This is a genomic window from Flagellimonas hadalis, from assembly GCF_007785775.2.
GTDB lineage: Bacteria > Bacteroidota > Bacteroidia > Flavobacteriales > Flavobacteriaceae > Flagellimonas > Flagellimonas hadalis.
On sequence record NZ_VNIK02000004.1, the window covers coordinates 179,293 to 194,030 of the forward strand.

A 14,738-nucleotide genomic window follows, 5' to 3' on the forward strand; every position below is an offset into this window, starting at 1 on the left:
ACTGACCAAATTGGAAGATGGTAAAGGCCCTTTCTCTTAAGAGAAAGGGCCTTTATATTGATGACGATATTAGCAGGGATAGGAATGAACCAATTTCTGGAGTCCATTACGATCACTCACGGTAGGCTTGGAGGAAGTTGGATAAAAATCTCCGTCTTTACACCAAGTGACGAGTTGGTAATATCAAATTTGTACTTATCCTGATAAAGGGCCTGTAACCGTTCTTTCATATTGATGATGCCTATACCGCTGTTGGAATAAACAGGGTGTTCGGGCAATTTTTTGCCATTGTTTTCAACACTGATGATGAGTTGGTCTCCTTCTTTTTTTATGGTCAGGTCGATAAGAAGCTTCCTGTTTTGTTGCGAGAATCCATGCTTGATGGAGTTTTCAATGATGGATTGGATCAAAAGCCTTGGGATTTTGATGTGATGGGTTGATTCTTTTACATGTTGTACGATCTTAAAATCTTCTTGAAAGCGTTGTTTTAGAATATTCACGTAATGTTCCAAAATCTCCAGCTCTTCTTGAACGGAGATCAGGTTTTCATTATCTATTTCCAAAAACTTCCTGAGCAGGTAACTCACATCGGCAATCATATCCTGTGCCGTATCGGGTTCCCTTTTGACCAAACTGGAAATGCTGTTGAGCGTATTGAACAAAAAATGGGGGTTCAATTGATTTTCCAGTGTCTTCAACTTTAGCTTGATCAGATTGTTTTCCAATACTTTCTTTTCCATTTCCTGGTTTCGGATCTGACGGAGGTAGAAATAGCTGTAAACAATCAATAGCATGGAGCAATACAGCAGAATATTGGTGGTCACATTGAAAAAGAAGGTGTGGGTGACCTTTTCAAAAAAATTATAGTTGCGATTGATCAGGTCGTAATCCAGGATCAAGGGGGAAATAAACCCTACCAAATAACTTTGTATGATGGACAGGACAACATGTAGGGATATGATGGTGCGCCAAGCTATTTTTTTGGTCAATAAAAATTTGGTCAAAGTGGCCACAAATCCCATGAACAAAAGGACCACTGCCCAATCAATGACACCTACGATCACTAATCCGGACAGACTGTCCACCACTTTCCTCGGGCCTTGGTACAGAAAGTAAAAACTTCTGCAAAAATCAATTCCTGCGATAAAGGTGTAGAACAACACCAGGTATTTCAGTAAAGAAGGTTCCGCATATTTTTTAAAAAATGTAACCATTACAGTATGCCCAATTTGGTCAATGTATCTTTCCGATAGGATTTACTTATCCTAAAAAGTTTTAGGTCGTTCATTCGGATATCTATTTCATTGTAATCCGAATGCACCAGTTCCAAAATGTGATCGACATTTATGATGGTGGACCGATGGATCCGTATAAATTGATGGTCAGTGAGTTGATGGAGCAAATTTTTTAAGGAGTCCCGTACAACATATTTTTTCTCACCGATATATATTTCGGCATAATAGCTGGAGGCACACACATATTTGACCTGGTCGGTATTCAGGAATATGGTCTTGTTGTCCTGCTTTATGGGTAATTTCTTGGTGTTGGAACCATGCCCTTTTTTTAGGTTTCCATCCAGACTGTCCAAGAACCCTTTCATCCGCTCCTCATAATCGAGGTGCTGCATTCTTTCCAAAATCCGCTCCAAGGTTTCATGAAACCGCTTGTTCTTAAAGGGTTTGAGCAGAAAATCCAATGCATAATTGTTGAAGGCGTCCACAGCGTAGTAGTCATACGCAGTGGCAAAGACCACAATGGGCATTTTCTGGGAATGGATGTTTCTTAGGACATCAAAACCGGTCATTCCCTTGAGTTCAATGTCCAGAAAAATGACGTCGGGAGACAGTTCATTGATCTTGCCAATGGCATCTTCCCCATTGTGACATTCGGCAATCACATCAAACTCGTTTCTATCCGTTAAGAGTTCCATGATGCGTTTCCGAGCCAATAACTCATCATCTATAATTATTGTTTTGTGGGCCATCATTATACGGTTATCAAGTGAAATTAATGATTAAGAACCAGAATTTGTTGCCAATTGTCTCTGGTATAAATCAATATATCGACACTGGCATCCAGATTAAAGTCGTTCACTGCACATAATGGGTCGTTCGATTCATTGGAGACCCCATCCTTGGAACTGGCTTTCCCCATTTGGAATACAACCATTAGGGGACTGGTCTTTTACTGAAAAGAAAAAACAAAAAGGAATTGGTAATACCGACGGATGATTCATGTTGATGTTTGGACTGCTTCAAATGATATGGAGTTAAAAATATGATTTTGAATGAATTAACAATCAAAAAGGGGAAGCTCACGGCTTCCCCTTTTTTAGCTAATTCAAAAATAATCTTACAAATGAGAACTAATATTTTTTTAGTCCCTATGCCGAAATTAAGTCAAAGCCTGTGTCGGACCCCCAAAAAAGAAGTGAGCGGCCTCGAAAGTGAAGTGAAATGGCTTTATGGCGAATTCAATCCAATACAACATCATCAATGACCTTCGTTTTGTACTTCACGCCAAAAAAGCAAGGGAATTTAAGGGTGATGCCCAACACGGTAAGGTCCAAGGAAAGGGATTGAAAAAGTAAATCGGGGTTTGTCGTACCAATATCCGACCCGCCCAATTCATTTTAACGGTCGGTTAAATCACCATTGGACCTGCGCGATGGGGCAATCGCGGGAGGTTGGATAATTCCCAGATCAATTAACAAGTTGTTCGTTTCCAAAATCAAGGTATTCACTTCATTCATTCATGGCCAAGCAGATTAGCTCTATATGTTTATGCACAACTAACTATAATATGTATTCAATATGATGACTAAATTGAAATTTATTTTCTTGCTTCTGTTCCTTGCCTTTGCGTGGGGGGGAACTGCCCAAGAAAGAACAATTACAGGAACGGTCAGGGATAGTGAGCGTACACCCTTGCCTGGGGTGAATGTCATTGTCAAAGGGACCAGTAGGGGGACCCAAACTGATTTTGACGGCAACTATTCAATTGGCGCCATTAGAGGAGAAACTTTGGTGTTCAGTTATTTGGGACTCCAAACCCAAGAGGTGGTCGTAGGGAACGCTTCAAGTATGGATGTCACCATGCTGGAAGACGCCCAGGCCTTGGAAGAGGTTGTGGTGACAGGTGTCCTGGGGACCAAATCCCAGCCCAGGGCCCAAGGTTTTGCCTCCACCAACCTGAACAATGCGGATTTGACGGACGTGAACAACACCAACCCGTTCGAGTCACTATCGGGCAAAGTGGCCGGTGTGGACATTACCACTCCCGCACAGCCAGGAGCTTCCCCTAAGGTAATTGTCCGGGGATTCTCTTCCATCACGGGCACAAACTCACCGCTATATGTTGTGGATGGCACCCCGATCAACAGTAGTACAAATGGTTCCTTGGAATCTGTGTTCAACCGCTCATTTGATGGTGGATCAGGGATCAATGACCTTGACCCCAACAGCATAGAGTCCATGACCGTATTGAAAGGGGCAGCGGCCACGGCCGTTTATGGATCAAGAGGGGCCAATGGTGCCATTCTGATTACCACCAAAAAAGGAAGAAAAGAGTCAAGGATAGCTGTGGATCTTACCACTTCCATCGACTTTTTGGAAGTTTCCAGGGTACCGCACCTCCAAAATCAATTTGGGCAAGGATGGAACGGGTTGAGCTATTCTTCATTGCCATCGGGAGGTCTGGGGGCGAGCAACGAAAATGGATCTTGGGGACCGGCCTTCAATGGGCAGGTAAGACCATGGGGACAGATCATTGATAATGCCCAGCAAATAAAACCCTATGTGGCATTGCCGGACAATATCAAGGATTTTTATGATGTGGGCCAGGTCTTCACCAATTCTGTGAGAATAAGCGGGGGAGGCACCAATTCTGATTTTTCCCTTGGGTTCACCAATACGGATAGTGATGGGGTCATCCCCACCGAGGCAGATGCATACGATAGAAAGGTGTTCAATCTAAATGCCGGGATGAACAATGAAAAATTTACTGTCAGGACGAGCCTAAATTACGCAAAGCGGGACCAGAACGTCGTAAATACGGGCCAGGGCGATCAGGCTGGGGAAGGAAACACCTTTTCCCAGGAAATCATCCAGATACCTAGGGACATCAGTCTGGTAGATCTGGAGGATTACCAAAACAATCCATTCAACAACAACAGTAATTTCTACACCCCTTTCGCTTCCAATCCGTATTGGGTCTTGAACGAAAATGCGACCAAGATCAACAGTAACCGCATTTTCGGGAACATCAATATTACGTACAATTTTAGCCCTACGCTAAGTGCTTCCTGGCAAATCGGTGCGGATATTGAAAACACAAACCGCAAGAGTTATGGGGCAATTGTCGATTATCTGCCTGGATCTCCACAGGACTTGCTGGGAACGCTCCCAGTTGTTGGGGGTGTGACCGAATATAGGATGGAAAGAAAGCAATATGATACGTACTTCACCTTAAATCATGAATACGATATCACAAAAGACCTGAACCTGACAACTTCTGCAGGGGTCGCTTTCAACCAAAGGTCCACGGATGCCCTACAAGTTTCGGTAACAGACCTGGATATCCCGAACTATTACGAAATAAGCAATAGTGCCTCAACACCGAGTACCGGCCAATCGAATACGTTGAGACGGACCATAGGATTGTTTGCGACCAGTACCCTGGGTTATGCCAATCGTTATTTCTTGACCCTGACGGCGAGGAACGACTGGTCATCCACTTTGCCCATAGGAAGGAACTCCTATTTCTATCCTTCGGCCACGGCAAGTATAATCCTGTTGGACAGCAATGAAGCCTTTTTGAAGCTTAGGGGAGGGGTGTCCCAAGTGGGAAACGATACCAGTCCATACAATACGGAATCTGCTTTGGTACAAGGTTTGGCCGGGGCCTATTTTGGTCAGATCAATATGCCCTTGGGAGGTGTAAATTCATTTGAATTGAGCTCCCAACTGGGAAACAATGCACTAAAACCAGAAATCACGAACGAATATGAAATCGGTACGGAAGCTTCCTTTTTTAACAGGAGGATCACACTCGATGCCGCTTTTTATAAAAAGGACACCAAGGATCTATTGTTGGACCGTCTGTTGCCAAGGTCTACGGGATACCTCAATATCACTGGGAACTATGCGAGTGTGACCAACAAGGGGATAGAGCTTGTTTTGGGATTGACTCCGTTCAGGTCCGATAATTTTACCTGGGACATCAATTACACCTTCACGAAGAATGAGAACGAGGTGACCGATCTACAAGGCTTGGAAAGGTTTGAGATCAACAGTTCCTATTCCACATACTTCTATGCGGAAGAAGGGCAACCTTTGGGTGTTTTTAGGTTTCGTGGCCCGGCGGTGAACAATCAGGGGCAATATATAGTGGACAGCAATACGGGCTTCTATACCCAAGATTCCGAAGAGCAGTATCTGGGCACATCCCAAAGGGATTTTATCATGGGCCTTAAAAATTCCTTTAGGTATAAGAATTTTAGGTTGTCGTTCAGCATGGACTGGAAAGAAGGGGGCAAGATGTATTCCTATACCAATAGGCTTCTCGGCTTTACAGGGAACTCCATTGCCACGACCTATAACGAACGCAAGCCATTCATCATTCCGAATTCCGTGGTGCAGAACACCGATGGGACCTTTTCGGAAAACACCACACCGATCAGTTTTGAAGACGTGACCAATTTTTGGGGAACTGCAAGTAACCCAGCCATTGAGTACACCCATGTGATCGATAAAACCTTCGTTCGCCTAAGGGATTTGTCCTTCACCTATAGTGTTTCGAGCGATTTTGCCAAGACTATGGGCCTAACGGCCGCTTCCGTAACCTTCTATGGTAAAAATTTGGCCTTATGGACGCCCAGCGGGAATCCCTATATGGATCCTGAGGTGTCCACTTTTGGAAATGACCTGGCCAGTGAGTTTGGGGAATTTGCTGCCAACCCTGCGCAAAGGACCTATGGGGCGGCATTGAAGTTTTCATTCTAAAATCAAAAAAAAAGAAAAAATGAAAAAACTAATATTGAGTATAGTTTGTCTGGCCTTGGCACTCACTTCTTGTGAAGATCAGATGGACATCAACAGAGATCCGGACAGTTTGCCCGCAGAAGGTGTGGAACCGGCCACACAGCTCCCGATAGCCATTGCGGGCATTGCAGGGGGGCAAGGGGCAGAGCTGGCCATTATAGGTGGGATGTGGTCCCAGTTTTGGACCCAGAGCAATTCGGCAAACCAGTATAGGACCATAGATGCGTACTCCATCACTTCATCCAACTATCAAGGAGGCTGGAACAACCTTTACGATGCCTTGGGGGATGTGAGAAACATCAAAAGAAATGCCTTGGCATCTGAAAACTGGAACTACTATTTGATTGCGACAGTATTGGAAACCTATGCGTCACAGATATTGGCGGACTGGTACGACCAAATCCCATATGCGGAGGCCAATGACATGTCCAATTTTGAGCCTAGTTTCAATACAGGTGAAGAAGTATATGATCTGATGATCGCTGATCTCAACGATGCCCTTTCCAAAAATCTGGGAGCTTCAAAAGGAAACATTCCGTTGAACGATGATTTTATTTTTGGAGGAGACATGTCCAAGTGGGTGCAATTTGCCAATACCATGAAACTGAAAATCTTCCTCAGACAGGCAGATGCAAGGCCCAGTGTGGCACAAAGTGGCATTGGGGCATTGGGGAACAATTTCCTGACCGAGGATGCCGCAATGACCCAGTTCATCAATGAGGCCAATAGGAGCAATCCTCTCTTCGAGAGTGACAGGAGGCAGTTGAACGTGGGCACAAACTTGAGGGCAAGCACGACCATGTACTCTTATTTATCAAGTAACAACGACCCGAGGTTGGATCTGTACTATGGCCCTGGGAATCCATTGAACCAAGGAGATTACCAAAGCATGGCCGCGCCCAATTCCGTTTCGGTGGTAAACCTGTCTGCGACCACGCCGGTGTATTTCATCTCGGCGGAGCAAAGTCTGTTCATGCAGGCAGAGGCACGGGAAAGGTTTTCAGGCGGAGCAGGGGCCAAGGCCTTGTATGATCAAGCGGTAACCGCATCATTTGCCAAGTGGGGATTGGATGCTACCCCTTTCATCACTGTAGGAGGAGTATATGAATACCCTTCCTCAGGAACTTTTGATGAAAAATTGACCGCCATCATCACCCAAAAATGGATATCTAGTTTTCCAGGAAATGGCTTTGAGTCCTTCTTTGAACAGAACCGCACCGATATTCCGGCGGTATCGACCGTTCCACAGACAAATGAAGCTTATGTTCCGGGACAGCTTTCCTATTCAATAAACGGTTCCACGGGAGGGGTCTTCCCAAAAAGGTTGGAATGGCCAAGTGATGAGCTGTCAAGAAATGCCAATGCGCCCGATGCTCCTGTAAAGGTAACAGTGCCCGTATGGTGGGACAACTAATTTAATATTAAGATGATGAGAAAAATATCGATATACATACTTGCCCTTATGGCATTTGTTGTGGCAGTCTCCTGTCATAAAGAAACAACAGAAGGTCTTTCCCTGGTCACAAACTACGCAGTCTTTGAATACGAGGCCTTGGTTGTGGTCGAAGTGGGCGATGATTATACACCGACTGTCAATGCCACAGAGAACGGGCAGAGCATTGCAGTGGGGACTTCCAGCAATGTGGATACGAATACGGTGGGAATTTATGGGGTCACATTTTCGGCCACTAACTCGGATGGTTTTGAGGCCAGCGTGTTCCAAACGGTGGTGGTCCATGATCCGGACATAGTAGGGACCGATGTTTCAGGGGATATCTGGGACAAAGGAAACAATTCCAGAACTGGGGTCATCAGCCTAGTGGAAGGGACCACCAGTATTTTTTATGCCACTGATTTTGGGTTCGCCGGGGCATTTCCCGTGTACTTCCAGATGGATGGAGATGTCATCTCGGAGATCCCACAAACCTATGCGTTTGACGTTTCCAGCGTAGACCTCACCTATGACCCTGTGACACGGGAGTTCACAACATTGATAAACCCACAAGGTTTTGGGTACACATTTGAATATCAAAATTAAAACATCAAAAACATGAAGAATATATATCAACTGAAATTCTTTTTGGCCATTGTGGTTGTCTTGTGCCTGACCTCTTGTGATGAGGTCGCTGACCCCGATCCAGGATTCACCACCACCGTCGACTTTGCGGGCGACTGGTTCATTGTGGGGTATTTTGAAGATGGCAGTATTGCCTATGGAGGGGATTATGTCTTGTATTCCACCTATAACACCGCCTCAAACGATGAAAATTTCTGGATAGATGACCACGGGGCTTTCTTTGAGATCAAGACAAAGGTCCAAGCCAATTTTGATGCACTGACCTTCTCAGGGGCGGCAAATTCCGAGGAACTCTACACAGAAGGCACGGTGACCGTGAGCAATGGAAAGATCATCACCGATGGTGGCAGGTCCTTCGGGACAGAAACCGTTGTGGACAGTATCTATTTTGAAGCCGAGTTTGATTGGGATCCAGGAACGATCTACAGATTTGGCGGCCATAGAAGAACCGGTTTTTTGGAAGATGATGCACCACATATCAATTGATTTAGGGGTCGATTGGTGGTTTGTCGAAAGGCGTCCGGAAGGACGCCTTTTTCATTTTTTGAATTCTTAAAATAATCTTAAAACAACCAAAGGGAACCTTTCCCACAACACTAGTATTAATCAAAAATCAAAAGACATGAAAAGCATGATTAAAAGAACGATTCGAAATTGTTACGGACTGATTCCGGTCCTTGGAATTCTAATGGGCCAATTTACGGTTGGCCAAGATGCAGCGCCCGATAAGGATTGGCACCAATTGGACAGTGATACGGGAATACATTTGGGACAGGCCTACGAACTGTTGCAGGACAGAAAATCGGAAAAGGTGGTTGTTGCCATTATAGATAGTGGAGTGGATTATTTGCATGAGGATCTGCACACGAAAATCTGGGTAAATACGGATGAGATTCCCGGCAACCTTATCGACGATGATAAAAATGGATACGTAGACGACATCCATGGGTGGAACTTCATAGGATTCCCAAACGGCGACAATGTTGAAAATGAAACCTTGATCGAGACCAGGATTGCCAGCGCCGGAAAAAACTATCCAGGAAGCAGGGAGATGTATGAAGATGCAAAAAGAGCATACCATATCCATAAAAAGGAAGCTGAGGAGAAAAAAGACCTTTATGGAGAATACCTGTCAGATATTGAGTCCATCAAATCCAAAGTAGATGCCTCAGCGCAGAGCTTGGAGCAGGTCATTGGACAAATGGGAAGTTTGTCCAGTGTGGGAAAACTGTTGCTCAATGCCAAAAAAGAGGGAAAAGATGTTGATTTTGTTGAATCCCAGATCAAAGAAGCGTATGCGTTCTATTCCAAGGCTTTGGACTATTACTACAATCCATATTATGATTCGCGTCACATTGTAGGGGACAATATCGCCAATAAAGAGCAAAGGTCCTATGGCAACAATGATGTAAAGGGGCCAGATCCATCCCACGGGACACATGTTGCCGGCATCATCGGAGCCATTAGGGGCAATGGCCTGGGGATGGATGGGATTGCGGAGCATGTGGAATTGATGATCATTAGGGCGGTTCCCGATGGGGATGAAAGGGACAAGGATATTGACAACGCCATTAGATATGCGGTGAACAATGGGGCAGATATCATCAATTTGAGTTTTGGAAAGGATTATAGCTGGAAAAAAGAATGGGTGGATGAAGCGGTGAGGTATGCGCACAGAAAAGATGTCCTTATCATCCATGCGGCTGGAAATTCGGCAAGGAAACTCAATGGGAAGAATAATTTTCCCAATAAATATTTTGAAAAAGGGACTCTTTTTGGATCTAAAGAAGCCAAAAACTGGATTGAGGTAGGTGCCACAACCCATCATTTTGACGAAGGCTTTGTCGCCAATTTTTCAAATTACGGGAAGGAGCAAGTGGATTTGGTGGCACCCGGCGCACAGATTTATTCAACGACCCCCAATGATTCCTATGCATATTTCAGCGGGACCAGCATGGCCGCTCCCATGGTAACTGGCCTTGCTGCCCTTTTGAAATCCCATTTCCCACATTTATCGTCACAAGAACTCAAGGACATCATATTGGGAAGTGTAAGAACTGTGGGGCATGAAATGTATCAACCTGGTGGAAACCGAAAAGTACCATTGAACATGCTTTCCGGGACTGGAGGGATATTGGATTGTGGACAGGCCGTGAAAACCGCTTTGCTGAGGAGCAAAACATATGACACTCGGATTAATGAGGCTAAGTGATAGTATTGGTAAAGCCTAATACGAACACATTCCATCCATATTAATTTGCACATAAAAAAAGCCATCAACTCAAGTTGATGGCTTTTTAGTAGCGGGAACTGGACTCGAACCAGTGACCTTCGGGTTATGAGCCCGACGAGCTACCTACTGCTCTATCCCGCGATATGGACGGCAAATATACAACCCTTTTTAGATCATTTCCAAATCAAAGTCAATATTCCTTGTTCAAATGGGTCTTTCCAGACTAAAATCCATAAATTCGGTTTTTTGACCTTATGAAAGCAATCAACGATTTTCTGTCTTGGGTTTTACCCTACACGGAATGGCCCATGTTCATCCTGCTCATTGGCGGGGGACTCTTCTTGGTTTTTTATTCAAAGTTTGTGCCCTACCGCTATTTTGGCCATGCCATAGCCGTGGTTTCTGGCAAATACGATGACAAAAATGCCAAAGGGGATGTGAGTTCGTTCCAGGCATTGTCGGCAGCAGTGGCGGCCACAGTGGGTCTGGGAAACATATCGGGTGTGGCCATTGCCATCCATGATGGAGGGCCAGGGGTCGTTTTTTGGATCTGGATGACGGCCCTTTTGGGCATGGGCATCAAATTTTATTCGGGGAGCTTGGCCATCATGTTCCGGGATACCGATAGCGATGGAAAATTGCAGGGCGGCCCCATGTTCTACATTACCAGGGGCATGGGCAAATGGGCGCGTCCCATGGCCGTTTTTTTCAGTATTTGTGGACTCTTCGGATTTTTGGGGGTATTTACCGCCAATCAGTTTACGGAGGCCTTTATGGGCGTGGTGAAACCACAGGAAACCCTTTTGGTGGCCAGTGAGTTCAACTGGAAACTGGGAATTGGTTTTCTTTTGGCCATTATTACCTCCATTGTCATCTTCGGAGGGCTTTCCAAAATTGCAAAAGTGGCTTCGGCCATTGTTCCTTTCATGGTAGGGGTATACCTCATAGCGGTCATTTTTGTGATGGCCAACAATGCAGGACAAGTGCTTCCTGCCCTCAAAATGATCTTTGTGGAAGCCTGGAATTTCGATACTATCGTCACCGGGGGCTTTTGGGGTCTGGTGATCGTTGGTGTGCGCCGTGCCATGTTCTCCAATGAGGCGGGTCTGGGCAGTGCGCCCATGTACCACGGGCAGTCGCGAAACGATGAGCCCACAAAGGAAGGATTGGTGGCCATGCTGGGCCCTTTCATCGATACCATCATGGTCTGTACGTTCACCGCGGTGGTCATCATTTTGAGTGGGGCCTATCTGGAGGATGGTAGTGGCATCACCATGACCATGTCCGCTTTTGAAAAGACCCTCTATGGGTTTGGGGACATCCTTTTGATGGTCATTGTCACGGCATTTGCACTTTCCACCCTGTTCACCTATTCCTATTATGGGGTAAAATGCCTTTCGTTTCTCACCACCCCAAAAATTGGAAAGTGGTACAATGTATTCTTTGTGGTGATGGTCGTTTTTGCCACGGTGGCCTCTTTGGATCTGGTAAAAAACCTTATCGATCTATCTTATGCGCTTATGGTGATACCCAATATGATCGCAGTGTTGTACCTTGCACCCAAAGTGAATGCAGCATCCAAGCAGTATTTTATAAAAAAGAAGGAAAGTGGCACATAAGGCAGGTTTTGTAAATATTATAGGCAACCCCAATGTGGGGAAATCCACGTTGATGAACGCTTTTGTGGGCGAAAAACTGTCCATTATCACTTCCAAGGCACAGACCACCCGCCACCGGATCTTGGGAATCGTCAATGGGGACGACTTCCAAATGATTCTTTCCGACACCCCGGGGATCATAAAGCCGGCCTACGAACTCCAGACCTCCATGATGGATTTTGTGAAATCCGCTTTTGAGGATGCCGATGTGCTCCTCTATATGGTCGAAATCGGGGAGAAAGCCCTAAAAGACGAAACTTTTTTCAAAAAAATAGAACACAGTCAGATCCCGGTACTGTTGCTGCTCAACAAAATTGACACCTCGGACCAACACGTGTTGGAAGAGCAGGTGCAACATTGGAAGGACCTTCTGCCCAATGCCGAGATCCATCCCATATCCGCTCTGGAAAACTTTAATGTAAAGGAAGTGTTCGATCGTATTTTGGAACTTTTGCCCGAGGCACCTCCCTATTACCCCAAGGATCAATTGACGGACAAGCCCGAGCGATTTTTTGTGAACGAGACCATCCGCGAAAAGATCTTGTTGCACTATAAAAAGGAAATCCCCTATTCCGTGGAAGTGGAGACCGAGGAATTTCTGGAAGATGAGGACATCATCCGGATACGCTCCGTGATCATGGTAGAGCGAGATACGCAAAAAGGAATCATTATCGGCCATAAGGGGAGTGCCCTAAAAAGGGTCGGGGTCGAGGCCCGGAAGGACCTTGAGAAATTCTTTGACAAACAAGTGCACATCGAACTGTATGTTAAGGTCAACAAGAATTGGCGCAGTAATGCCCAGCAGCTGCGGCGGTTCGGCTATAACGGATAATATGCTTCAGACTTTTTGAAAACCGGCTATGGTTTCCCTGAACAAGGATTTCAACTGGTCCATTTGTCCCTCACCCTTTGACTTTCCCAATCGTCCAAAGGCATAAAGGGCAAACCAGATCACAACCAAAAAGACCATGCCCATCACCAAAAAGGTAATGTCCTTGCCCAAGGAATGGTTGGAGTAGGCAAAAATGCCCAAAATGATAAATAGCGTGCCCACCCCAAAATGGAGGAACATAAAAAACGTCCAAAGTGTCGGGTTGGGACCAAATACCCCGCGGATGTTGGTCACGCCCTGTTCGTGGGAAGAAAGTTCGAGGTGCAATTGAGGAGTCCAGAAGTTGGTCTCCGCCTTCCGGAACTTGATAAAGATGTGTTCATCGAGCCTGCTGATCAAAAAACCATCCTTTTTGTGGGAGTCGTAGGCGTGCTTCAACGTTTCCATATCGGTCCTTAATGCCACATGGAATCGGGGCCTTAAAACGATCTCATTGGTCAGGTCGCTCATAACAGTTTGAAAATGATAAAAAAAGGTATCATTTTTTCTTCATAATAAATGGTACTTTTGCCAAAATTTAATGCAGATGGGAGCTATCGTAGCTATCGTAGGGAGGCCCAATGTGGGCAAGTCCACTTTTTTTAACCGATTGATCCGTCGTCGTGAGGCGATCGTGGATGCCGTGAGCGGCGTTACCCGTGACCGTCATTATGGAAAAAGTGATTGGAACGGCAAGGAATTTTCGTTAATCGATACGGGAGGATACGTATTGGGCAGTGACGATATTTTTGAAAAGGAAATCGACAAACAAGTGGAGCTGGCCATTGGCGAGGCCGATGCCATCATTTTTATGGTAGATGTGGAATCTGGCGTCACGGGCATGGATGAAGATGTGGCCAAACTGTTGCGAAAAGTCAACAAGCCTGTTTTCCTCGCCGTGAACAAAGTGGACAATGCCCAGCGTATGGCCGATGCCGTGGAATTCTATGCCTTGGGATTGGGCGAATATTACAACCTGTCCAGCATCAATGGCAGTGGAACAGGGGAATTGTTGGATGCCTTGGTGGAAGTGCTCCCAGATGTGAAGGAGGAAGAAAGCGAACTGCCCCGTTTTGCAGTGGTGGGTCGCCCGAATGCAGGAAAATCATCCTTTATCAATGCGTTGATCGGGGAGGACAGATACATCGTTACCGATATTGCCGGGACCACCAGGGACAGTATCGACACGCGGTACAACCAGTTCGGTTTTGAGTTCAACCTAGTGGACACTGCGGGTATCCGCAGAAAGTCCAAGGTGAAGGAAGATCTGGAGTTTTACTCCGTGATGCGCTCCATCCGGGCCATTGAGCATTGCGATGTTTGTATCTTGATGTTGGATGCCACCAGAGGTTTTGACGGACAGGTGGAGAACATCTTTTGGTTGGCCCAACGCAACAACAAGGGCATTGTGATCTTGGTGAACAAATGGGACTTGGTGGAAAAGGATACCAACTCCGTGAAGGAATACACGGCCATGATCAAAGAGGCCATTTCCCCATTTGAGGATGTTCCCATCCTTTTCATATCGGTGATGACCAAACAACGTATCTACAAGGCCATTGAAACGGCTGTGGATGTGTACAAAAACCGTTCAAAGAAGGTCGTGACCCGAAAATTGAACGATATCATGTTGCCCATTATCGAGAACACCCCGCCACCGGCCTACAAGGGCAAATATGTGAAGATCAAGTTCTGTACCCAACTGCCAACGCCTTATCCGCAGTTTGCGTTCTTCTGTAATTTACCGCAGTACGTGCGCGACCCGTATAAGCGGTTCTTGGAGAACAAGTTGCGTGAACACTTTGATTTTACCGGGGTTCCGATTACCATTTTTATGCGGAAAAAATAGGTCGGGAAA

The 14,738-nt window shown here is 45.7% G+C and carries 12 protein-coding genes and 1 tRNA gene; 9 read left to right on the forward strand and 4 right to left on the reverse strand.

Annotated elements, in window-relative coordinates:
• Positions 1-116: 116 nt before the first annotated feature.
• Both FOT42_RS08550 and FOT42_RS08555 read right to left on the reverse strand, forming a co-directional pair.
• Positions 117-1,214 (reverse strand): sensor histidine kinase, encoded by a 1,098-nt coding sequence (locus FOT42_RS08550; protein WP_151890153.1) that lies wholly within the window; start codon positions 1,212-1,214, stop codon positions 117-119.
• Positions 1,214-1,984 carry a LytR/AlgR family response regulator transcription factor gene (locus FOT42_RS08555; protein ID WP_151890154.1) on the reverse strand — a complete coding sequence of 257 codons (771 nt, stop codon included), beginning with the start codon at positions 1,982-1,984 and terminating at the stop codon, positions 1,214-1,216. The genes FOT42_RS08550 and FOT42_RS08555 overlap by 1 nt, the downstream gene beginning before the upstream one ends.
• A gap of 480 nt (positions 1,985-2,464) precedes the next feature.
• Here FOT42_RS08555 and FOT42_RS18395 point away from each other — a divergent pair, with 480 nt between their 5' ends.
• The 6 genes from FOT42_RS18395 (at position 2,465) to FOT42_RS08580 (ending at position 10,330) form a co-directional block, all read left to right on the forward strand.
• On the forward strand, positions 2,465-2,590 hold the full coding sequence (locus FOT42_RS18395; protein ID WP_262884005.1) for a hypothetical protein: 126 nt from the start codon (positions 2,465-2,467) through the stop codon (positions 2,588-2,590).
• Between the two features lie 223 nt (positions 2,591-2,813).
• Positions 2,814-6,002 (forward strand): SusC/RagA family TonB-linked outer membrane protein, encoded by a 3,189-nt coding sequence (locus FOT42_RS08560; RefSeq protein WP_151890155.1) that lies wholly within the window; start codon positions 2,814-2,816, stop codon positions 6,000-6,002.
• 19 nt (positions 6,003-6,021) lie between these two features.
• Entirely contained in the window at positions 6,022-7,455 is a 1,434-nt protein-coding gene (locus tag FOT42_RS08565) for a SusD/RagB family nutrient-binding outer membrane lipoprotein (protein WP_151890156.1), read from the forward strand.
• A gap of 15 nt (positions 7,456-7,470) precedes the next feature.
• Positions 7,471-8,079: an immunoglobulin-like domain-containing protein gene (locus tag FOT42_RS08570; protein ID WP_192938347.1), complete on the forward strand. Its 609-nt coding sequence runs from the start codon at positions 7,471-7,473 to the stop codon at positions 8,077-8,079.
• A gap of 12 nt (positions 8,080-8,091) precedes the next feature.
• Positions 8,092-8,604 (forward strand): lipid-binding protein, encoded by a 513-nt coding sequence (locus FOT42_RS08575; RefSeq protein WP_151890158.1) that lies wholly within the window; start codon positions 8,092-8,094, stop codon positions 8,602-8,604.
• 136 nt (positions 8,605-8,740) lie between these two features.
• Positions 8,741-10,330 (forward strand): S8 family peptidase, encoded by a 1,590-nt coding sequence (locus tag FOT42_RS08580; RefSeq protein ID WP_151890159.1) that lies wholly within the window; start codon positions 8,741-8,743, stop codon positions 10,328-10,330.
• A gap of 89 nt (positions 10,331-10,419) precedes the next feature.
• On the opposite strand, the gene FOT42_RS08585 is transcribed toward FOT42_RS08580, so the two are convergent.
• Positions 10,420-10,492: transfer RNA gene (locus FOT42_RS08585), tRNA-Met, on the reverse strand.
• Positions 10,493-10,605: 113 nt separating this feature from the next.
• On the opposite strand from FOT42_RS08585, the gene FOT42_RS08590 reads away from it, so the two are divergent.
• Both FOT42_RS08590 and era read left to right on the forward strand, forming a co-directional pair.
• Complete coding sequence (locus tag FOT42_RS08590) at positions 10,606-11,970, forward strand: alanine/glycine:cation symporter family protein (RefSeq protein WP_151890160.1); 1,365 nt, start codon at positions 10,606-10,608, stop codon at positions 11,968-11,970.
• A complete protein-coding gene (era, locus tag FOT42_RS08595) occupies positions 11,960-12,841 on the forward strand; it encodes a GTPase Era (protein WP_108422742.1) in 882 nt (293 codons plus the stop codon). Before FOT42_RS08590 ends, era begins: the two co-directional genes overlap by 11 nt.
• Before the next feature lie 6 nt (positions 12,842-12,847).
• Here era and FOT42_RS08600 read toward each other — a convergent pair whose 3' ends face one another.
• Positions 12,848-13,351 carry a GTP-binding protein gene (locus tag FOT42_RS08600; RefSeq protein ID WP_151890161.1) on the reverse strand — a complete coding sequence of 168 codons (504 nt, stop codon included), beginning with the start codon at positions 13,349-13,351 and terminating at the stop codon, positions 12,848-12,850.
• Between the two features lie 76 nt (positions 13,352-13,427).
• On the opposite strand from FOT42_RS08600, the gene der reads away from it, so the two are divergent.
• Positions 13,428-14,729 carry a ribosome biogenesis GTPase Der gene (gene der, locus FOT42_RS08605; protein ID WP_151890162.1) on the forward strand — a complete coding sequence of 434 codons (1,302 nt, stop codon included), beginning with the start codon at positions 13,428-13,430 and terminating at the stop codon, positions 14,727-14,729.
• Positions 14,730-14,738 lie beyond the last annotated feature (9 nt).